This window comes from Caldisphaera sp., assembly GCF_049974385.1.
GTDB lineage: Archaea > Thermoproteota > Thermoprotei_A > Sulfolobales > Acidilobaceae > Caldisphaera.
In genome coordinates, this window is the sequence record NZ_JBMFIW010000001.1 from 56,626 (window position 1) to 79,200 (window position 22,575).

General features: G+C 32.2%; 19 protein-coding genes and 2 tRNA genes. 4 read left to right on the forward strand and 17 right to left on the reverse strand.

All coding sequences use genetic code 11. The features are described 5' to 3' along the window. Positions 1 to 228: 228 nt before the first annotated feature. Complete coding sequence (locus ACP5GV_RS00260; protein WP_428101643.1) at positions 229 to 717, forward strand: hypothetical protein; 489 nt, start codon at positions 229 to 231, stop codon at positions 715 to 717. Between the two features lie 524 nt (positions 718 to 1,241). Then, the gene (locus ACP5GV_RS00265) at positions 1,242 to 1,898 is read left to right on the forward strand and encodes a cyclase family protein (RefSeq protein ID WP_428101645.1); all 657 of its coding nucleotides are present in this window, start codon (positions 1,242 to 1,244) and stop codon (positions 1,896 to 1,898) included. 11 nt (positions 1,899 to 1,909) lie between these two features. Here the strand turns inward: ACP5GV_RS00265 and carB are convergent, their stop codons facing one another. Both carB and carA read right to left on the reverse strand, forming a co-directional pair. After that, positions 1,910 to 5,065, reverse strand: coding sequence for a carbamoyl-phosphate synthase (glutamine-hydrolyzing) large subunit (carB, locus tag ACP5GV_RS00270; protein ID WP_428101647.1), 3,156 nt, complete (start codon positions 5,063 to 5,065; stop codon positions 1,910 to 1,912). A 3-nt stretch (positions 5,066 to 5,068) separates the two neighbouring features. Then, positions 5,069 to 6,178 (reverse strand): glutamine-hydrolyzing carbamoyl-phosphate synthase small subunit, encoded by a 1,110-nt coding sequence (gene carA / locus ACP5GV_RS00275; RefSeq protein WP_428101650.1) that lies wholly within the window; start codon positions 6,176 to 6,178, stop codon positions 5,069 to 5,071. 579 nt (positions 6,179 to 6,757) lie between these two features. On the opposite strand from carA, the gene ACP5GV_RS00280 reads away from it, so the two are divergent. After that, positions 6,758 to 7,555 carry a prephenate dehydratase gene (locus ACP5GV_RS00280; RefSeq protein ID WP_428101652.1) on the forward strand — a complete coding sequence of 266 codons (798 nt, stop codon included), beginning with the start codon at positions 6,758 to 6,760 and terminating at the stop codon, positions 7,553 to 7,555. Positions 7,556 to 7,791: 236 nt separating this feature from the next. Here the strand turns inward: ACP5GV_RS00280 and ACP5GV_RS00285 are convergent. The 4 genes from ACP5GV_RS00285 to ACP5GV_RS00300 all read right to left on the reverse strand — a co-directional run bounded on the left by ACP5GV_RS00285 (position 7,792) and on the right by ACP5GV_RS00300 (position 10,334). Then, positions 7,792 to 7,877 (reverse strand) — tRNA-Ser (locus ACP5GV_RS00285). A 40-nt stretch (positions 7,878 to 7,917) separates the two neighbouring features. After that, positions 7,918 to 8,229, reverse strand: a complete 312-nt coding sequence (gene rpsJ / locus ACP5GV_RS00290) for a 30S ribosomal protein S10 (RefSeq protein ID WP_292319347.1) — start codon at positions 8,227 to 8,229, stop codon at positions 7,918 to 7,920. A 28-nt stretch (positions 8,230 to 8,257) separates the two neighbouring features. Continuing rightward, a complete protein-coding gene (gene tuf / locus ACP5GV_RS00295; RefSeq protein ID WP_428068999.1) occupies positions 8,258 to 9,568 on the reverse strand; it encodes a translation elongation factor EF-1 subunit alpha in 1,311 nt (436 codons plus the stop codon). A gap of 151 nt (positions 9,569 to 9,719) precedes the next feature. After that, positions 9,720 to 10,334 (reverse strand): 30S ribosomal protein S7, encoded by a 615-nt coding sequence (locus tag ACP5GV_RS00300; RefSeq protein WP_428068997.1) that lies wholly within the window; start codon positions 10,332 to 10,334, stop codon positions 9,720 to 9,722. Between the two features lie 207 nt (positions 10,335 to 10,541). On the opposite strand from ACP5GV_RS00300, the gene ACP5GV_RS00305 reads away from it, so the two are divergent. Beyond that, positions 10,542 to 11,045: a bifunctional nuclease family protein gene (locus ACP5GV_RS00305; protein ID WP_428068995.1), complete on the forward strand. Its 504-nt coding sequence runs from the start codon at positions 10,542 to 10,544 to the stop codon at positions 11,043 to 11,045. A gap of 22 nt (positions 11,046 to 11,067) precedes the next feature. On the opposite strand, the gene ACP5GV_RS00310 is transcribed toward ACP5GV_RS00305, so the two are convergent. From ACP5GV_RS00310 to ACP5GV_RS00360, 11 genes are all read right to left on the reverse strand, one after another. Next, positions 11,068 to 11,511, reverse strand: a complete 444-nt coding sequence (locus tag ACP5GV_RS00310; protein ID WP_292319351.1) for a 30S ribosomal protein S12 — start codon at positions 11,509 to 11,511, stop codon at positions 11,068 to 11,070. 54 nt (positions 11,512 to 11,565) lie between these two features. Beyond that, complete coding sequence (locus ACP5GV_RS00315) at positions 11,566 to 12,009, reverse strand: NusA-like transcription termination signal-binding factor (RefSeq protein WP_292319352.1); 444 nt, start codon at positions 12,007 to 12,009, stop codon at positions 11,566 to 11,568. 10 nt (positions 12,010 to 12,019) lie between these two features. After that, positions 12,020 to 12,328, reverse strand: a complete 309-nt coding sequence (locus tag ACP5GV_RS00320) for a 50S ribosomal protein L30e (protein ID WP_428068993.1) — start codon at positions 12,326 to 12,328, stop codon at positions 12,020 to 12,022. 34 nt (positions 12,329 to 12,362) lie between these two features. After that, positions 12,363 to 13,643 (reverse strand): DNA-directed RNA polymerase subunit A'', encoded by a 1,281-nt coding sequence (gene rpoA2 / locus ACP5GV_RS00325; protein WP_428068991.1) that lies wholly within the window; start codon positions 13,641 to 13,643, stop codon positions 12,363 to 12,365. Continuing rightward, entirely contained in the window at positions 13,640 to 16,312 is a 2,673-nt protein-coding gene (rpoA1, locus tag ACP5GV_RS00330) for a DNA-directed RNA polymerase subunit A' (protein ID WP_428101654.1), read from the reverse strand. The genes rpoA2 and rpoA1 overlap by 4 nt, the downstream gene beginning before the upstream one ends. 1 nt (position 16,313) lies before the next feature. Continuing rightward, positions 16,314 to 19,850 (reverse strand): DNA-directed RNA polymerase subunit B, encoded by a 3,537-nt coding sequence (locus ACP5GV_RS00335; RefSeq protein ID WP_428101656.1) that lies wholly within the window; start codon positions 19,848 to 19,850, stop codon positions 16,314 to 16,316. 14 nt (positions 19,851 to 19,864) lie between these two features. Then, on the reverse strand, positions 19,865 to 20,119 hold the full coding sequence (locus ACP5GV_RS00340; RefSeq protein ID WP_428068987.1) for a DNA-directed RNA polymerase subunit H: 255 nt from the start codon (positions 20,117 to 20,119) through the stop codon (positions 19,865 to 19,867). A 102-nt stretch (positions 20,120 to 20,221) separates the two neighbouring features. Then, positions 20,222 to 20,329 (reverse strand) — tRNA-Lys (locus ACP5GV_RS00345). Positions 20,330 to 20,424: 95 nt separating this feature from the next. Further along, entirely contained in the window at positions 20,425 to 20,865 is a 441-nt protein-coding gene (locus ACP5GV_RS00350; protein WP_428101658.1) for a DUF1641 domain-containing protein, read from the reverse strand. Between the two features lie 10 nt (positions 20,866 to 20,875). Beyond that, positions 20,876 to 22,057 carry an NAD(P)/FAD-dependent oxidoreductase gene (locus ACP5GV_RS00355; protein ID WP_428101660.1) on the reverse strand — a complete coding sequence of 394 codons (1,182 nt, stop codon included), beginning with the start codon at positions 22,055 to 22,057 and terminating at the stop codon, positions 20,876 to 20,878. 102 nt (positions 22,058 to 22,159) lie between these two features. After that, a complete protein-coding gene (locus ACP5GV_RS00360; protein ID WP_428068983.1) occupies positions 22,160 to 22,570 on the reverse strand; it encodes a DUF1641 domain-containing protein in 411 nt (136 codons plus the stop codon). Positions 22,571 to 22,575: the final 5 nt, after the last annotated feature.

The following is a 22,575-nucleotide window of genomic DNA, read 5'->3' on the forward strand; positions in this document are numbered from 1 at the left end:
ATTTAATAATTAGTAACAAATTTCTTTTATTTTAAATATTTATATTAATTTTAATTTATTAAAATATTAGTTTCTTTATAAATAAAGTTCGATTTAAAAATTTTTAGCTTTTACATCAGTGAACGTTTTAATGATATGCAATAGTCAGATACCATTAATGTAAAAATATATTATTTTGTTATGTAAATATGGCAATTGTTAACTGGGGGGTTAACAATAGTAAAAGAAATGAAAAATAGACTTTATACCATTTTGTTATGTAAAACATTATTTGAATCAGGTAAGTATTTAACCGAGGAAAATGAAATAATATTGATGAACAATATGGTATCAGAAAAAGTTATTAGTTGTTTCGAGAAGAATATAGATATATCTTCATTAAAGCAAAGTATTATTGACTATTTGACTTCACAGGGGTTTAAAACTCAAGCATCTAAAGAATCTCCACATGGAGTGTTAATTCAAGCTCAAAAAGGGGGATTTTTAAGAGATATTATTGCAGCTGAAAGATCCTTAAATATTTTAATTTCTGGGGATCCTAATAACATAATCATAAGGATAGGTATTGGTAAATGGATCCAAAATTTAGCAGTTACAGCAGTTGAAACTCTTCTGTTATCAGAATTATTCATGTTTGTAGATATACCAGAAATGCTATGGAACTTTGAGGTAGAAAACAAAATAGCTAAAGATATTGCTCAGACTTTTTGTAAATAATTTTAAATCTAAATTTTATTTTAATTTTTATAAGATTACTATTAATTACATTAAACAAGATATGAATCAGTAAAGAACAATATTTTAAATTGAGGATTTAAATTTTCCAGTTATAAATTATATTTTAAAGATCTATTAAAAGAATTATTTAACAATTGGAAACCATCAATCAACTAAATTTTAATAAGTTTCGAAAGAATTTATTCAAAAATTGTAGTAAAACCTAATTGATATAAATATTACCATAAATCCTTACCCACTTATTTTTTAAACAAATCGTTATATAAAGGCCTCGTTATAAAATGCTATAATATTGAGACGAATAATAATCTTTTGTAATCTTATAGATTGTCAACTCCCCAGTTAACAATGATTTTGAGGTAAATTGAATAATTAACAAATGATCATAATTTACTATTGGTTTTATAGCAAAAAGTTAAAAATCTAATTCTATAGGTAATTGATAAAATTTCATGAAAGGACTATAATAATTTTAATAAATATAATAAGAAAAGGTGAGGCTTATGAAATATAAATGGTACGATATAAGCCATGTATATGAAGAAGGCATAAAAGAAGGCTATGGGCATCTACCATTAAAAATTGAACATGTAACTAATGTAACTGGCTCAAAGATTACAAATATTACGATTAACTCGCATTCAGGAACTCATATAGATGCTCAATATCACTTTATTGATAATGGATTAACAATTGATCTATATCCTCCAGAATTTTTCGCAGGACTTGCTGCAATATTAAATATACCAAAAAGTGAGCTAGAACCCATTACATATGAAGATATAAAAAGTTATTCTAAATTATTAGAAAAGGTAGATTTTGTTTTTATTAGAACTGGTTGGGAGGATCTTTGGGGAGAAGATAGTTATACTTGGAAGTATCCCTATATTTTGCCAGAAGCGGCAAATCTATTAACTAAATTTAAAATTAGAATAGTTGGTACAGATACAATTTCACCTGATCCTTCAGTAAAAAGCGGTCTTAGAAATGGATCACCTGTTCATGATGTTTTATTAAAAAATAACATATTAATAATTGAAAATCTTACAAATCTTAAACCTCTTATTGAAAAAATAGTTGAAACTTTTTGCTTTCCGCTTAAAATTAAAAACGGAGACGGATCGCCTGTTAGGGTTGTTGCAAGAGAACCAATTGACTAAAACTAGCAAATTTAATAAAATGTTTTATCATATTCTCTATTTTCATAAAATGATATGTAATTTTCTTTAAATGCAATAGAAATTTCTTTAGCTAATTTACCATTAAGAATAATAGGTATATTTAAATCGGCCGCGTTTCTCCTTATAGCATAATCATTATTAATCAAATATCCATCAGAAATTACCAAGTCTATTCTTTTATTTAATATCAACCCTTCTGCTTCTTTTAAATTTAATTGTTTTCCATAGACATCAAAGTTATCAATTGTATATATATTATAGCCTATTTCTTCTAATGTTTTACTTGCTTCTTTTAAATCTCTGTAATTATTTGTTCCATATATTAGTATTGATTTATCTATCCTAGGTAATCTATTTGGCGAAACTGATAACCAGCTCTTCAATAAAGCATCATAAAATGTAATTCCAAATCCTGCTGATTCTCCGGTGCTTTTCATTTCAACACCTAGGCTAGGATATGCTCCTTTTAATTGAGACCATGAAAATTGGGGGGATTTAACTGCGTAATATCTAGGCTTAATTATTTTAAAACCATCAAAATTTAATCCTTCTTCAATAGCTTTTACGCTTAAATCTATTAAGTTCATATTAATTGCTTTACTAGAAAATGGAAAAGATCTACTTTGCCTTAAGTTTAATTCTATAACATATGGAGTAGAATTTTTTATTACAAATTGTAAATTAAATGGACCTTTTATTTTTAACTCATTAGAAAGCATTAAAGATATTTTGCCCATTTCGTTTACTATATTATCATTCAATTTCCTATTAGGGATTACCATAGTAGAGTCCCCACTATGTATACCTGCTTCCTCTATGTGTTCATTTAAAACACCAATTACCCCCTTTGAGTCTGAAACAGCATCTATTTCAGCTTCAATAGCATTATCAAAATATTTGGATATTATAACAGGATATTTTGGGGATATTTTAGTTGCAGAATTTATATATTTTATCAATTCATCATAGTTATATGCAACCTTCATGCTCGCACCGCTAAGAACATAACTTGGTCTAATTAATACCGGATATCCAATCTTATCGATAAATTTAATTACTTCATTTAGATTATTTGCAGAAATCCATGGAGGTTGCTTTATACCTAGTTTATCTAAAATAAAAGAAAACTTCTCCCTATTCTCAGCTATATCTATACTATGGCCCGAAGTTCCATAAATTAATAAACCTTTTTCTTCCAATTCTTTTGCTATATTATTCCCTATTTGACCAGATGAAAAAACAACTACTTTTTTTGTTTTTGTTTTATATGATAAATCCAAAACTTTTTCTACGCTTATTTCATCAAAAAACAGATGCTTTGCTACATCCCAATCTGTTGAAACAGTTTCCGGATTGTAGTTTAACACATATACATTTTTATAGTAATTTTTCAATGCATCAATTAAAGAAACTGTACCCCAATCAAACTCTACGGATACACCTATCCTAAATACACCTGAACCCAAAATCAATATGCTCTTATCATCAGAAAAATCTACATCATCTTCACTTCCATTATACGTAACATACATATAATTAGTTACTGCAGGCCATTCTCCAGCAACTGTATCTATTTGTTTAATTTTAGGAATTATATTATATTCATGCCTTATTTTTCTTATGTATTCTTCATTAACATTTAATGCCTTAGCTATTAGTTTATCACTAAATCCTAACCTTTTCGCCTCTTCTAATATATCCTTATTTAATTCTTCAACCTTCATTCTTTTCATACTTTCATAAAAATTAACAATATTTCTAATCTTCTTTATATAAAATAAATCTATACCTGTAACATCGTATATCTCTTCATCAGATGCTCCTTCTCTAATTGCTTTTGAAATATAAAGAAACCAATAGTCTTTTTTTCTTCTTAATCTTTCTAAAGCTTCATCTTTACTCATAGATGAATTATAAACTTTATTATCAACCAATTCTTGATCAAGATCTAGCATTCTGATTGCTTTTTGGAATGCTTCTTCAAAATTCCTCCCTATGCTCATAACTTCTCCTATACTTTTCATTTCAGTATTTATTGCAGTATCAACCTTTTCAAACTTTTGTAAATCCCATCTAGGCATTTTTATTGCTACATAATCTAAGCTCGGCTCGAAACAAGAAGTTGTTATACCAGTTATTTTATTTATAACTTCATATAATTTATAACCCAATGCAAGCTTTGCTGCAACATAAGCTAATGGATATCCAGTTACCTTACTCGCTAAAGCCGAAGACCTAGACATCCTTGGATTTGTTTCAATAACATAAATTTCATAACTATTTGGATTTAAAGCAAATTGCACATTACTTTCTCCTATCAATTCTATAGAATCTGCTACCTTCATTGACAAATTTCTCATAATTTGATACTCATAATTATCAATAGTTTGGCATGGTGAAATTACCACACTTTCTCCAGTATGTATACCCATAGGATCCAAATTCTCTATGCAAGCTACAACCGCTTTATTTCCATAAGAATCTCTCATAACTTCGTATTCGAGTTCCTTGTAATGATGAAGATACTTCTCTAACAATATTTCATTAATATAACTTTGAGAAAATGCCTTTTTTAAATTATTCTTTAATTCATCTTCGTTCCAAACAACTCCAGAACCTCTACCCCCTAAATTATAACTGACCCTTATCATTATAGGATAGCCTAATTGCTTTGCTTTTTCTATAGCATCAGCCTCGTTATTTGCTGAATAACTTGGAGGTATCTGTATATTTGATTCAATCATGGTTTCTCTAAATTTTTCTCTACTCAAAGCCTTCTTTATACCATCTATTGGTGTTCCTAATACTTTTATTCCATATTTTTGTATAACTTTATTATTCCACAAATCTATTCCTGCATTTAATGCAGTTTGCCCTCCGAAACCTATCATTATTCCATCAGGTCTTTCCTTTTCAATAACTTTTTCTATATAATCAGATAATAATGGGATCATGTATATTTTATCTGCCATTTTATATGAGGTTTGTATGGTTGCTACGTTAGGGCTTACCAATACTGTCTCAATATTTTCTTCCCTTATTGCTTTTAATGCCTGCGATCCTGAATAATCAAATTCCGCAGCCTCAGCTATTTTTATTGGTCCTGAACCTATTATCAATATTTTTTTAATATTTTCATTTTTCATAATTCAACCACCTTTTTGAATAATTTTTTTAAATTTTCTAAATATCCATGTTGTATCTAAAGGCCCTGGTCTTGCTTCTGGGTGAAATTGAACAGACAATATCCTCTTTTCTTCATTTATCCAACCTTCAACAGTTGAATCATCAGGATCAACAAACCATAGTTTAGCATTTTTCGGCATATCTTTTGCTGATAATATACCATATCCATGATTATGAGTTGTAATATAACTATTACCTGTTATAACATCTATAACAGGTTTGTTAACAGCTCTATGACCAAACTTCATCTTATTTATTTTACCTCCTAGGGCTAAAGTACCTATTTGATGCCCTAAACAAATTCCTAAAATTGGTATTTTGTACTCTAATACAAAATTATAAGTATCTATAACTTCTTTTAGTAAATTAGGATTCCCAGGCCCATTACCAAATACAACACCTTTTGGATCGAATTTTATAATATCATTTACATTAGATTTGCAAGGTACCCTTATTATATTATAAAGAAATGTATCGTAAATTCCCTTTATTATGCCATGTTTTATTCCACAATCTACTATTACAATGGATTCATCGTATTCTCCTTCATGAACTATTACATTTTTAGGCGATGTAAAGCTAGTAAAGTCTATTTCATCATATTTAAAACTACTTATATTTTCTATTTCAATTCCAGATAAAATTATACCTTCTATAACTCCTCTTGACCTTATTTTCTTTATCAATGATCTAGTATCGATATTGCTTATACCTGGTATACCATTTTGTAATAACCATTCATGTAGAGATAAATGAGAGTTCCATTTGTTTCCTTCAGTTTCTTCAGAAACCACTAAACCATTTATTTGTATTCTTTCTGATTCAAAGTTTTCAATAATTCCATTTTTTGAGATGTTCATCCTAGGAATTCCATAATTTCCAACTAGTGGATAGGCTATAATTAGAATTTGCCCCTTATATGATGGATCTGTAAGCAATTCTGGATATCCATACATAGAAGTAGTAAAAACTACTTCTCCATAGCTAAAAGCTTTTGAACCAAATCCACAACCTTCAATTATTGTACCGTCTTCTAAGTAAAGAAAACCTTTATGATTTCTTTTACATATCAAGGATTTCACCTTTAAAAGAATTATATTTACATAAAACCGATTTTAAATCAAATTTTTTTATTATACTGAAGGCCCATTTTAGGTAACTATTAATAATGCCCACTACTTTATTGAAGTCACTCCTATATAAACTTTTTCAAATATTCTTTAAAAATAAATTGTTTTTATAAAAATTATTTAGAACTTTAATCATAAAGCTTAATTAAAATAAAATTTAAATCAATAGCATAAATAAATTTATATAAATTCAAAGATGCACTTACATATCATAATTTTGCATAAATAAAATTTGATTACTATTTCTTAAAAAATGATTTATTTCGTTATAATTAATTTGCAAACATAATTTAATTCAAATTTTTATCTGTAAAACTATCTGTAAAACAAAAATGGTAAATTGTAAGTATAAAGCAAATACCTTTAAATTTACAACTAGCAAATAAACACAAAAATAATTGCAATTAATAACCATAAATTAATTAAATTTAAATAAGCAATATAATGCTAAAAATCAAAAATATTTAATATAGATTTATCTCAATAAAATTTATTTACTTCTTGTACACAAGTTAATTTGGTGTGGGAAATGGAATTTATTATTTGGGACCATTAGGCAGTTATACTCATGAGGCTTCCTTAATTTTAAAAGGGAAAAAGATATCAAAACAGACAATTTCAGAAGTATTTTATGAAGTAAGCAAAAATAACTCGAAAGGTATTGTTCCTATAGAGAATAGTAGAGAAGGGCCAATTAATGAAACACTAGATAATCTATTTAAATATGATAATGTTTATGTAAACTATGAAAAAGAATTAAATATCAATATTGTAATCGCGTCAAATAAAAATATAAAAGATTTTAAAGAAATCAAAAGAATTTATTCTAATTATTATGCTATACAGGAAGCTAAAGATATATTATTAAAAATTGATGCAAAAGAAATTATTCAAGTTGAAAGTACGTCTAAAGCAGCTCTTTTAGCTTCAAAAGATAAAGAAGGAGCAGCCCTATGTTCTTCATATGCTGCAAAAATTTATAAATTAAAAATTCTTCAGAAAAATGTACAGGATGGAATTAATATTACAAGATTTATTATAATTTCTAGCAAAATGAAGAAAAATGGAGATAAAACAATGGTGTTCTTCATAGTAAAACATAAACCTGGTTCCTTATACAATGTGTTAAAGGTATTCTATAAAAATAATATTAATTTAACAATGATATACTCGAGACCATTAAAAGAAAAAATATGGAATTACTATTTTTATGTTGAATTTGAAGGTAATTTAATACAAAAGAATATTAAGAGGGCTTTAAATTCTATATCAGCCATATCAGAAAACTTAAAAATCAAAGGAAGTTTTTTTAAAGTTTAAAATATTATTTTAATTATTAATTAATAAATTCTTTTGAGAATTTGCAACTTTTAGTATTAGCTTTCTAAAGGAATAAAATTCACTTATCTAAATCATTCAAGAAGGAAAAATTTTATTTTATCTATGAAACTAGACCTTTAATAAAGTAGAACTGAAAATATTTTACCTTGTCTATAAGTTATATAAACAACTATTATCATTGGTAGATATTACTTTAAGAAATAAAAAAAGTTAAGCGCCGGGGGCGGGATTTGAACCCGCGTGTCCCTTTCGGGACAACAGGTCTCCAGCCTGTCCCCTTGGACCGCTCGGGCACCCCGGCTCGTTAATAAAAATGTCATCTAAACAAAATAAGTCTAAAATTACTTTCCTGATTTAATCTCTATATAAACGTCTGGAGGAACCTGAATTCTCATTAATCTTCTTAATACCCTTTCATCTGCTTCTATATCAATTAACCTTTTGTGAATTCTCATTTCCCAATGTTCCCAGTGTTTACTTCCTTCTCCATGCGGTAATCTTAATAGGGGTAACTCTAATCTCTTCGTTGGTAAAGGTATTGGACCTCTAATTGGAACACCTGTTTTTTGTGCAATTTCCTTAATTTGATTTACTACTGATTCTAAGCTTTTTACATTGGTGCTCCACAGCCAAATTCTGACCTTAAATGCCAAATTTTCCACCAATTTTTAAATTGTTGTCTTACTTCTTTATTTCAACTTTTGCCGGCTTAACTTCCGTAACTATGCCTATACCAACAGTTCTGTTCATATCTCTCATTGCAAATCTTCCTAATTGTGGGAAGTCACTGTACTTTTCTATTACTGTTGGCTTTATGGGCTTAAATCTTATCATAGCTACATCTCCAGCCTTTAAGAACTGTGGGTTCTTTTCAACTTCCTTACCAGTTCTTGGGTCTAGCTTTGATACTATTTCTATGACTTTAGCGCTTACTGTTGCAGTGTGTATATGTATAACTGGTGTATAACCTACAGCTATAGCGCTTGGATGCCATACAACAAATACCCTTGCTACAAATTCATCAGCAACTGTTGGCGGAGCATCAAATGGACCGACTACGTCTCCTCTCTTTATTTGGTTCTTTTCAACGCCTCTTACAGAGAATCCTATGTTATCTCCAGGCTCCGCTTTTTGTAAATCTTGGTAGTGCATTTGTATACTTCTTACTTCTCCCCCAACACCTGCTGGCATAAATATTACTTTATCTCCTACTTTCATAACCCCAGTTTCTACTCTACCTACTGGTACTGTTCCTGCACCGGGTATTGTGTATACGTTTTGTACAGGTAATCTTAATGGTTTATCAACAGGCTTTGGAGGTACTTGCAAATTATCAAAGGCCTCTACCAATATTGGGCCTTTGTACCATGGCATATTAGGGCTTCTCTCAATTATATTGTCTCCAGTCCAAGCACTAACAGGAACAAATGGAATGCTATCAATATTATAACCTAACCCTTTCATAAATTTCTTAAGTGTATTAGCTATTTCATCATATCTCTTCTGATCATAATTTACATCAGGAGCATCCATTTTATTTATAGCAACTATCATTTGCTCTATACCTAATGTTTTAGCTAATAATAAGTGCTCTCTTGTCTGCCCTTCAGGGCTCATACCAGCTTCAAATTCTCCCTTTCTTGATGATACAACTAGCATTGCAGCGTCTGCTTGACTGGCACCAGTTATCATGTTTTTAACGAAGTCTCTATGACCGGGAGCATCTATTATTGTAAATACATATTTTCTTGTCTCGAATTTCATAAAAGATAAGTCTATAGTTATACCCCTTTCTCTCTCTTCCTTCATTTTATCCAATATCCATGCATATTTGAATGATTCTTTACCAGCATTTTTAGCTTGCTCTTCTAGTTCTCTCATTTTCTTTTCATCAACTATACCTAACCTGTATAGTAGATGTCCAGTTAACGTACTCTTACCATGATCTATGTGCCCTATAACTACTAAATTTAAGTGCGGCTTCTCAGGCATGCATTTACACCTCTCTTATTTATCTTTTTCCCTCATTTTAAGCTTAAACAGGGATTTAAAAATACTATGCTTAATAAGATCATAAATTTTTAATTAAAACAAAACTTTATTGCAAAAAGAGTCTTACTGTTTAATTAATAATTAAAAATTTTCACCTTGAGCTCAATGCTATTCTTTCTATTTCTTCTTTCTGCTTAATAGAATAGCTTTGTGGGTCATTTCTAGCAGCTAATAAAATCTCATCAGCTAAGCACTGCTCAATAGATTTTGTGCTTCCAAAAGCGCATTCCCTAGCTCCTTCTGTAATAAATCTTAATGCTAAATCAACTCTTCTCTGAGAAGATACATCTACAGATACCCTATAAACAATACCACCATACATAATTCTTGTTGTTTCTTCTCTTGGAGCAGCATTCTCTATTGCCCTGACGAATACTTGTATTGGATTCTCTTTTGTTTCTAAATGAATAATATCAAACGCGTTTCTAACTATATTATATGCCATCATTTTTTTGCCGCCGTTCTTACCAGGATACATAAGCCTATTAATCAAACGCTCTACTATATTTACCTCAGCTTTTCCAAATCTTTTATGCTCATGCCTTCCTCCACTATGAGGCAAGTATGTTGGTTTTAGGCTTATGTATTTCTTTAAACTTGGATCTTTTATCTCGATTCCTTCCCAAGACCATCTATCTAATAGCTTGATATCGCTCAAATTGTTACCAACTTTATCTATTTCTGGTATTTTTGTTTGATTGCTCAATCTCACGCACCTACTTTTATGAGGTAGGTATAGCTTTTAAAAATATTGTTTTCTAAAATTAAATGAGTTCTTCTATAAGCACCGATTCTTAAAAACTTTTATTATTTAATTTTCCATACTAAAAATTCTTAATAGATTGAAAGCATTTAAGAGACCTTAAACTTAAGTATTTCGGAGAATAATAAGCTAAAAGTGAGGGAATTAAGTTTGAGCGAAGATTTGCTAAGAGTAATGAATGTGCAAACATTTTACAAAATTATTCAAGATGTTGGAAGCGGATATGGAACATACATAATAGGTTTAAGCTTAGCGTTAGAAGATGGAAGGCTTTTTTCACTAGTAAATATACCTGCTGATGTTGCTGAAGCAATAAAAACTTATAATGATGGCGAAGTACCTCCGAGAAGGCAATCAATATTTTCTTTTTTAATGAATCATGAAGAGTTTAAAGATTTAATAGGAAAAACATTAAAGAGAATAATTATTGATGAGTTAGATACAAATAATGGATTATATACTGCATCTGTTGAATTCGAATCTGAGGGATTAAATTTAACTATAAAAATGATACCGAGTCATGCTGTATATTTAGGAATAATTTCTGGAAAGCCAATATATGTTACAAAAAGGCTAGCTGATATGGAAGATCAAAACCAAGATCATGGAAACCAGGATGATGAAAATGACGATGAAGGAGAAGATGATGAATAATTTTATTTATGATCTATAAAAATTATCTCTTAACTTTTTGTTTCTTACCTTTCCATAACGCATCTAGAGAAACTCCATTAACCATTACAACTTTATACCTAACTCCCGGTATGTCTCCCAAAGATCCTCCCTTTGGACCCCCAATGCCTTCTATTATAACTTCATCGTGCTCATCAATATATAAGATACCTCCATCTTTCGGAACAAATGCTGTTACAACCTTTTTGTTCTTTATTAGCTGGCATCTAACACATTTTCTTAGCGCTGAGTTAGGTTGCCTTGATTCAACACCAACCTTTTCTAAAACAATAGCTCTAGCCATTGGGGAACCTTCTAATGGATCATATTTTTCAGTCAACTTGAGCATTCTTCTCTTGAACTCATTCTGTGACCATTTGAACTTCATTTTCTTCTTTCTCAGCTGCCTTGCTGCAAATAGCCCATTAGGCGATTTTCCTTCACCCATTAATTGTCACCTTTTCTAGTCTTATGTTTATCTTAGCAGAATATAAACTTTCTTTCACTTAACTACCACCTTCTCTACCCCGTAAAGTTTTCCTAATATTATTTTTGCCCTTTTTACATTTTTACCGTCTTTTCCGATGGCTTTTCCCTTTTCATCATCTTTCACTTTTACATAAACTGCTTTTACATTATCTTTATCAATTAAATCAACTTTTAATACAGTTATTTCAGGAAATAGGTTTTTTGTCATTTCTTCTATTTTATCTGAGTACTCTACGATTTCAACATTTTTGTTTAATATTTTAGATAAAGATTTTACATTTTTACCGTCTTTTCCGATGGCTTTTCCTAAATCATTTTTATTTACAAGGTAAAAAACTCTATTGCCCTCATTATCTGCAATACACCTATAAGCCATTGCTCCTGTTAAATCTTGAAATAGGGATAAATATCTAAGTTCCTCGAGATCTATTCTATCACCATTGCTACTTTTTTCCATCACATACACCCTAAGACGTTTCCACGAGGTCAAGTATTCTTGAATCTCCAGTATCGACTATGCTTATTGATGATACTTTAAAGGGCTTACCTATTAACGCCCCTAGCTCTAGTGATGTGCCTTTAAATACATAAACTGGTATATTTGATAGCTTTGCTCCCTTCTCAATTTTTTCTCTATAGCTGAGCGGAATATTATCTGCTATAATAACCATTTTAGCCTCTCCCTTAAGTATTGACTTAATTGCCTTACTCACGCCTAGGTAATATTTCCCATTTTTTGTCAAATTCTTTAATTCTTTTTCAAATGATACTGACATATCTATTCCCCCTTTCTGGATTAGTAGATCCTGCTTATTTATTTTCCGTATCATCTGCAGAGGGTTTAACAGGTGAAGCTCCCATACCTAGCATAACTATTCCTGTTCCAACCTTAGGTATTAAACCGGCAGATATACTTTCCGTTACACCATAGAATCTTTCATCTTCACCAGTAATTGCAGCATTATATATTTGGTTTACTGTTACTTCAAATGCGGCTCTAGCTATAACACTAGGCTTTTCTCCTACAATGCCTAACCTACCTATTTGTCTTACTTTACCGGTCCACGTCATCATGTCCGCAACAAGCATAACATGCCTAATATCGACATCTAATCCAGAATTCTGAAGAACGTCTAATATTTCTTTGATTATCGCATTTCTTCCAGCTTCAATTCCCAATACCTGGGAAATTTCAATAATATTGTTTGTTTCTATTCTTTTAGCGTCAATTCCTGGAATTTTCATAACTTCTGCTAAATTACTTCCTTCAGCCATTATTACATATTCTTTCTTCTTTACTCCATTTTCTTCATAACCCCTTTCTTGTATCATAGTTTTTCTTATCCCCTTTATCCCTTTAAGATATGTTTTCCTAATTTTTGATATTATTTCGTTAAATGCCTTTGTATCATATAACTCTTCTTCTGGCATAACATCACTATTTAATTCTACATTTATTATATTTGGATTATTTTCATCCACATTTGCTTTTCCTAACTTTAGTTTCTCAATAGCTTCAATTATTTCTTCATGAGTAACTCCTTTATCATCTAACAAGTCTTTATCTATCTCTATCTGTATCTTAGGTTCTCCTAAAATATAGGATATTTCTGAAACAACATTGCTTATAATTGTATATTCTATTTTTCTAGCGATTTCTTTAGCTTTTTCCAAATCATTTCTATTCTCTTCATCTAAGTATATTCTCATTATGGGTGTTGATGGCTCATGCCTTGCATCAACTATTTCTATTAGCCTTGGTAATCCTAAGGTTACGTCGAATTCCATTAATCCAGCATAATGGAATGTTCTAAGTGTCATTTGGGTTCCAGGTTCTCCTATGGATTGCGACGCTATGGTACCAACAGGTTCTCCTGGTTGAATCATAGAAGATATATAACGTCTTACAGTTTCTTCAACCACAAAAATTTTTTGTGCTGTGCTTAGATCCGACTTCTCAAGCTTCTCATTTAACTCCTTATAGATTTTCTCTGGAAGTATTTCCTTAGCTGACTTTAGTTTTATATCAAGTTCTCCTTTCTTTTCTTCCTCTTCTTTTACGGCCTCAATTTTTTTCTTTTTTGGCGTCATTTTTCATTCACCTTAGCCTTTTCTATTATTCTATCTATATTTACTGCCTTTCCATGATAAGTTAGCATTGGATCAACCCCATCTTCTCCATACTTAAGCTGTACTATGTTTTCAACTGAATCCCTAACCGTTCCATCATATGCAACATATAAATCCTGCAAGGCATTAATAAGCCTTCTTTGCATATAACCGCTTTGAGATGTCTTAACTGCAGTATCTACCAATCCTTCTCTACCTCCTGCTGCGTGGAAGAATACTTCATAAGGCTTTAGACCAACTCTAAAATTACCAATAATAAATCCTCTTGCTTCTGGAGATAAATCTCCTGGTTTAAATTGAGGCAATGTCCTTGTCCTAAATCCTCTTGAAATTCTTTTACCTCTAACAGTTTGTTGCCCTAGCATTGCTGCCATCTGAGTTATATTTATATCACTTCCCCTTGCTCCAGTTCTAGCCATAATAAATGCATTATTAAATGGATCCATATAGCTAATGGCTAACTTACCTGCATCATCTCTTAATTTCTGCAACCTTTGTATTATCTTTAACTCAAGGCTTTCTTCCGGAGTTCTTCCTGGTATAACTTCCAGATTCCCTTCTTTATAATCATTAATAAATTGTTGAATTTCATTCTTTGCCTGTTCCACCATATTACTTATTTTGTTTTTAGCTTCATTAGGTATTTCAACTTCTTTTAACGATATTGAAAAACCTTTTATTTCAAGCATCCTAATAAACATTCTAAACACGTTGTCTAAAAATTCTCTTGCCTTTTCCGAGCCATATTCTAGTGTTATATAATGCAGTACATTTTCCGGTTGCTCTGCACCAATAGCATTTTTATCAAATACACCCATTAGTAGCTTTCCATTACTTATTATATCATAAGAATCAAAGAAACATTTTTCATTATCACATTTTAATTCTCCTGCATTAATTTTTGCTCTTCCTTCAAAATTAAGGCCTTGAGGTAAAAATAGACTTATTAATTGTTTTCCTGTCCATAATGGTTCAGGCTTTATTATAGCTGGTTCAGGCATTTTACCTTTATAGTTTGCCGCTGCAAGCAATAAGGAAACTTCGTCTTTTGTTAATAGAGTAGTTTTAACAGTTAATAGGTATGATCCGCTAATGTAATCTTGTCTTCCGCCAATTAATGGCCCACCATATCTTGGTGACAATATTTGGTTCTCAACAAGCATTAATTCTTGGGCTTCTGCTCTTGCTTCTTCTAGCCTTGGAACATGTAGATTCATCTCGTCCCCATCGAAGTCTGCATTATATGGAGCACAATCTAGAAGATTTAATCTAAAAGTACGTCCCGGCATAACCCTAACTTTATGGGCCATTATAGACATTCTGTGAAGACTGGGCTGTCTGTTAAATAATACTATATCTCCATTAATTAAATGTCTTTCTACTACATCACCTATTTCTAGGCTCTCTGCTAGTTGCCTATAATTGCGTTGATATCTTAGGTCTATTTTCACGTTTTGCTTTGTCTTATAAACAAACATTGCTCCTGGCCAATTATACGGGCCATTTAATACAAATTTCCTAGCATCTTCAATATTGTATGATGTAACAACTATAGGTAGAGTTAATATCTTAGCTATTTCTTCTGGAACACCTACTTCATCTATGCTTATATAAGGATCTGGAGAAATAACTGTTCTTGCTGAGAAATTAACCCTCTTTCCATTTAAATTGCCTCTTAATCTACCTTCTTTGCCTTTTAATCTTTGAGCGATAGTTTTTAGCTGTTTCCTCCCTCTATGAGAAAGTTGATAAATGTTAGGCAATTCATTATCTATATATGCAGCTATAACGTTTTGAAGCGTTTGCCATGCCTCTTCTACCATTGATTCTGGAGCGTTAGATGATAAGAAGTTCTTTAACCTCTCATTTTGTCTGACTATTTCAACTAAAGCATGAGTTAAATCGTCTTCCGCCCTTAAACCGTTTTCCATTGTTATGGATGGTCTTACAGACAATGGAGGTACAGGCAAAACAGTCAAAACCATCCATTCTGGTCTTGCAGCTTTAGGATCTACTCCTAATACTTTTATGTCCTTATCTTGCACTCTTTCAAGTCTCTCTCTTATTTCACTAGGAGTTAACCTAATTTCACCTTCTGGCCTTACTTCATAGAAATTAAAAGGCTTGGTGAATTTAAGCTTAAATTGCTTATATCCACAATGAGGGCATTCTGATACAGAAGACGCTTGCTTAGCTATTTCGTCTGAAAAAGTTTCCGCAAGTATTGGCCATTTTTCTTTAAGCTTTTCGTAAATGTTTGTTAAATATGCAATCTTTTCATCAGGTAGCAAAATTCTACCACAATTTCTGCAAGTTGATTGTAAAATAACATCTATTTTATCTCCTAAATGAGGTAATAAAACAGGTCTAGCTAAATCAATCTTTCCGAAATGTCCTGGACAATCTTCTCTAGTGTTTCCACAAACTGGGCATCTTTCTCCCGGTTCAATAGCTCCGAAATGAGGGTCTCTAACACCTCCAGATACAGGAGATCCGTCTGCTTCATATATTTCTGGTCTAATAACAGTAACCTTCGCCATTTTTCTTATTTCTATTGGACTTAATAGGCTAAAATGAATCCTATCAATAAGATATTTTTCGTTTTCTTTATAATTACTTGTATATGACATTTTAAGCACCTCCTCCTTCAGCTTCTTGTTTCATAGTTTTTGAATTTTCATCACTGTTCCCTGAATTGTTATCAGAAGTCTCTTTTTGAATCTCAAATTCTCCAGCTATTTTTCTCATAACCCTAATTTTATCAGAAACCTTTATTTCTGGCTTTACACCCATACTAATTATTTCCTGCAAAAACAGCTTAAATGCGTAAGGCACTTTTACTGGCCTTATATCTCCAGCATCGCCATGAATTGGACATTCGTAAACTCCTCTCTTACTGTTATACCAGGCGATATGACCGCATATGTTACAAATATGCATAACATAGATATCACTATTTTCTAACATTCTATCCCTAAGCATCATTGTAGCTCCATGGCCTACTAAACAATCCCTTTCCATTTCTCCAAATCTAAGCCCACCCTGTCTTGCTTTACCTTCAGTAGGTTGTCTTGTTAACAATTGTACTTTTCCAGTTGCTCTTGCATGCATTTTATCTGAAACCATATGATATAACCTTTGATAAAATGCGATACCTATTGTTATAGTATTTTCAATAATCCTTCCGGTCCTTCCATCATACATTACTTCTTTTCCGCTCGGATCAAATCCTTTTTTAACCAAAACAAATTGCAAGTTATTAGTATCTTCTTTATAAAATGGCGTGCCATCGACAAACTTTCCCAATAAAGCCCCAGCTTTTGCTGATACTATTTCTAATAATTGTCCTACAGTCATTCTTGAAGGTATACCATGAGGGTTGACAATAATATCAGGAGTTATACCATCTTCAGTATATGGCATGTCATATCTTGGGAAGAGCATACCGACAACTCCTTTTTGACCGTGCCTGCTTGCAAATTTATCTCCTAATTCTGGTATCCTTAAGTCTCTTACCTTCACCTTAACCAACTTATTCCTTTCAGAAGTTTGTGTTATTATAACAGTATCTACAATACCGCTTTCACCATATCTTAATTGAACGCTTGTATCCCTTTTTGAGAGGACTCCTGGTCCAATTACTCTTTCTTCACCTATAAACCTTGGAGGGCTTTCTCTGCCAACTAAAACATCCCCACCTATAACTTCAGCCTCGGGCTCTACAATACCATCTGGTCCTAGTTTAATATAATATTGATCTCCTTTATGATCATATAATTTTGGTGATGGCACAGTTATTCTATCACTTAATCCTCCAGGATAATCATTTTCTGTTGCTGAATATACTCTAAAGAAGTGGGCCCTACCTAAACCCATATCAATGCTAGTCTTGTTAAATATTATTGCATCTTCTATATTATAGCCAGTAAAAGACATAAAAGCAACAACAAAATTTTGTCCAGAAGGTCTTTGATTATAACCCATTTCTTCTAGATGCCTTGTCTGAACAATAGGCTTTTGTGGATAATGAAGTAGATATGCATGGCTATCCATTCTTAAATTATAGTTAAGAGCATATAAACCCAATGCTTGCTTTGCCATTGCAGATTGATAAGTGTTTCTTGGACTTTGATTATGCTCCATAAATGGAATAGTCGAAGCCGCTACTCCAAATATACCAGTAACCCATAATTCTAAATGAGTTGTATCTTTGTTTATGTCCTCAACTCTTTCTGCTATATATGCATTCTCTTCTTCATCAGGATCAATCAATTCTATAATACCCATTCTAACGAGATCCCAGAACTTTAATTCCCCTTTAATAACTTTAGATATTATTTCCTTTGTTAATTTTGGCTTACCATCTTCAACAATAATTAGAGGTCTTAATAACCTACCTTCATCTGTGTTTATATAAACTTCCTTAGAGTTTTCACCTTGTATTAACGCAATGCCTACTTCAAAACTTATTTCTCCCTTTCTTCTCATTTCTCTTAGTTTGTGTACTAATTCCTCACCATTTTCAACATAACCTATAGGACTGCCGTTTAGAAATACTTTAGCACCGTTGCTAACAATTGATATCACATCGTTATCATTTTCTGATGATCTCTTTATTATTTCATCCATTAATATTACTCCTTGGTTCCTTAAAATTCTTTCAACGTCTTGCTCTTCTACACCTACTGATATATATGTCATCAAAGCCAAATTCTTAACTAGCCCACAATTAATACCTTCAGGTGTTTCAAATGGACACAATCTACCCCAATGAGTACCATGTAAATCCCTTGCCTCAAAATGGGTTTGACCTCTGCTTAATGGAGATATAACTCTCCTCAAATGGCTCAAAAGACTGATCCAATTAGTTCTATCTAAGGCTTGACTAACACCAGTTCTATTCTGTGTCCAGTTTCCTGTTGCTAATGCAGCCCTAATCCTTTCCGTTATAATATCGGATCTAACCAAAAATCTTAGCCTTAACTTTTTACGTTGACTTATATATTCTTCTAATTGTGATGAAATCGTATTAACAAATTGCTGAAATGCATCCCTAAATATTTCAGCTATTAGATCTCCAGCTAATCTTAATCTCTTATTAGAATAATGGTCTTTATCATCTTCGCCCCTTTTATTTAAATAAAGTTGTAAAACTCTATTTGCCATCTCACCAATGAAATATGCTTTTTTCTTCCTGTCTTCTGGTTTACTACCTAAATGAGGTAAAAATTGATTATCAATGAAATCTTCAGCCCTTGCTATTCTTATTTCTCTCGGCTGACCGGGCGCTAATCTGTTTCCTATATATTCTAAAGCATCTTCTGTAGATTTTATTGTAAATGCGACCTTCTCAAAACTAGGTAATAATTCTCTTTGTATATCTGAATCAAAGGAAACAGCGGCTGCTATTTCAGCGTCTTTCTCTAGACCTAATGCCTTCATCATTACTACAAATGGTATTCTATATCCTAGTCTGCTCATACTTAATTCTAAAGTACCATCATTCATTCTATCAACAATCACTTGTCTTCTCAAACCTAAAACAGTGGAAACAACTTTTGCTGTATGAGTAATCCTTGCAGTATTTGCAGTTGACAAACCAACTATTATCCTATTTACTGCTAGATCTTCTTGTGCCACTATTACTCTTTCGCTACCATTAATAATAAAATATCCTCCCGGATCATAGGGATCTTCTCCTATATTTATTAGTTCATTCTCTTTAAATTGCGAAATAGGATCTATAACCGATTTAACCATTACTGGGAAATCAGCTATTTTTAATTCTTCTCTTTCAACCTCATTTCCATTTTCTATAAGTGCCATTTCAAGATATAACGGTGAAGAGTATGTTAAGTTCCTAATCCTTGCTTCTGATGGAGTTATTTGATGGAAAAAACCATCTGCTTCCTTAACTTGAGGATATGTTATTTTTATTCTTCCCAATACAATCTTTATATCTGGTCCTCCCTCTTCCATTTCGTTTTTCTTGATTTGCTTATATGTAGGTCTAATTTCTCCATAAGAATCAACTATTTTTTGTAATCTTTCTTTAACAAAAGAGTTGAAAGAATCCAAATGCTGTCTAGATAGTCCATTTTCATGTATGTATTGCTTGAATAATGACCATAAATCGTCGTTATTTAACTTAGATTCTTCAATAGACAAAAAATGGCACCCCTTTAATAGGATACAACAACCCTATATGCCTTATACTTACCGGCCGTAGGAGAATCTCTTTCAATCTCTATTATATCTCCTGGCTTTCCATTCAAAATTCTCACTATCGGATCATTAATGCTAATACGCGGTAATTGCCAAGGTCTAACTCCTAATGTCTTTAATACCTCTATAGATTCCTCTAATGATAATATTCTATGTTTTGGAACAAGATAATGCTCCAATATTTTCTCTTCTTCTTTCACTTTCGAAGGCAAACTCCTATGCCACCTCTCTACTGCAAAAAGTAAAGTTAAGATCCGAGCTTATTAGTATTATTATCTTAAAAATAATGGGTTTTATGGAGCCCTTAATGGGTGTGGCGGGCCCGCCGGGATTCGAACCCGGGACTTCCGCCTACGGCAGGCTGGCTGCCTATTGTCTACGGGTTAAAAGCCCGCCGCTCTACCTGGCTGAGCTACGGGCCCTCCGCATATATTGCTATTTTATTTAGGATTAAAAACACTACTGTTAGTTTGAAAGAAGATATGGTTAAATATCCCTAACCAAAAAAAAGTTAGATTTATTGAGATTTCTTAGACCTGGCACAAGCCCCTAGGCCTTTTGCAATATCGAGTAATATACCTAATCCTTGAGACACATCAGGATCTCCTAAGGCTCTCGTTAATCCTAATAAACCTAATTTTCTTGGCTTACTAACATCCACATTCCCTAACGCATTAAAGGCACAATTTGTTAAATCTTCAACAGCCATTTTTGCCTTTGCATATTGAGTTCCATCAACTTTTTCAATACCTCTGCCTAATGTTGCTAGTAAACCTGCCAGCCTCATTAATACTGGATCATCAGCTACTGTCAAGAACGTATCATCAGATTTTTCAGCTAGATAATTTAAAAGACCTAGAAGACCGCTCTTTTTAAGAGCAGCAACAGAATTTAATAACTCTCCTAAAGTTTGAGCTTGAACTTCGGGTGAAACTTCCTCTACATTTCCTTCTACCATCTTTCTCACCTCAGAATTTTAAAGAGTCAATCCAACCTCCATAGAATCCTTGCTTCAATAACCTTCCAACAGTATATTTACCAACAAAGTAACATTTTGGTACATACATCCCTTTTTGCTCATCAAACGGTACTTCGCAAGTTCCCATCCATCCTCTTTCTCCTGCGTATCCGACACATGTAACTGGGCTATAAGGCTGTGCTGGGGCGAATCCAGTTAAATCAGCTACTATATTACCTGATGCAGTAATTGCCATGGATTCAACAAATACCCCTGCTAATCCAATTCCTATTGTTGGTAAACTATGTTCTCCAGCCATGTATACATCATCATATTGTGGATGCCTCATAGTTCTAGGCATAGCCGGTGACCATCTTGGATCCTGCTTAAATACAAAGCCTTCACTATTTTCCAATGCCTTTGGTAATCTTGGAGGCGGAACCTTTACTAATAAATCATATTTAAATTCACCAGAGCTTGTTACAACTGTTTTCTTTTGAACATCAACTTCTCTAAGTTTCGCATTTGGCACATATTCTACTCCAAACTCGTCCAAAGTTTCCTTTAAAAACCTAGATATTTCAGGCCCTAAACCTCCATTTGGAACTGGCATTATTGGAGCAGGTATTGGATCTAATAATGTAACTTTCGCTTTTCTACCCCTTTGCTTTGTGTATAAAGAAAGCATCGGCGCAGCTTCGTATGGATAAATTCCGCATCTATAGGGGAATTCTGGAACTAGTAAAACAATATTGGAATTATCTTTAACTTGGCTTAATGCTTTTTTCATTTCCAATGCTCCTTCTAATGTAAAGTTATGAACACCATCTTTATCTAATCCTGGATAGGCATTCCAACCTTGGTCTATACCTAATGAAACCACTAGGTAATCATACTGATATTTGCCTTTAGCTCCTACAACAGTTCTATTAGCAGCATCTATTTTTTGAATTTCATCTACAGCTGTTTTAATGCCATATTTTTCCATATTCACAACAGGAGCCCTAGTATCTTCGGGCTCTCCATAACCGAAGGCTACATCAAAGAATAGAGGAGGCATGTAATGAAAATCATCTTTGTTTACAACCAAAACCTCTGCATCTATATTTTTCTTTTTAATCTGTTCTATTAGTCTTTTTGCTGAAACATAACCACCAACACCGCCACCTGCTATAACAATTTTTTTTGTCAAGCTAACCACCTTTCCTTTTAAATTGTTAATACATCTCTTTAAAAAGCCTTACTAATAAAAAATATTAAACGTTGAAAACAAATAAAAATAAATATTATAAATTTATGAACCCAAGGCCCTTAATAAATTTAGCATAACATTTAATCCTTTTGAAACCTCTGGTTCTGATAATGTTGTGATCATCTTAGATATCGACATTGGTTTGACTTTTTCTTCAGCCTTAATAGCTTTAAATGCATTACTTAATTTTTCAAGCATCTGTTTGTCTAAGGATTGTAATAAGTTTAACATTAACTCAATTTTTTCTAAGTTTTCTTGTCTTGTTAGTTGCTCTATTAACTTAATTAGTTGAGGTAGCCTATCAATTATTAGAAAGGTCTCCTCACTCACAACTAACTTAGATATCGCCTTTAAGAGCTCTTCATCTTTTAAAATATTATTTACCATTTCAACCAAATGAAGAAGCCTTTCGAGGCTTTCTGATTGGAGTTCTGCCTCATTTATTTCCTCCATACCAT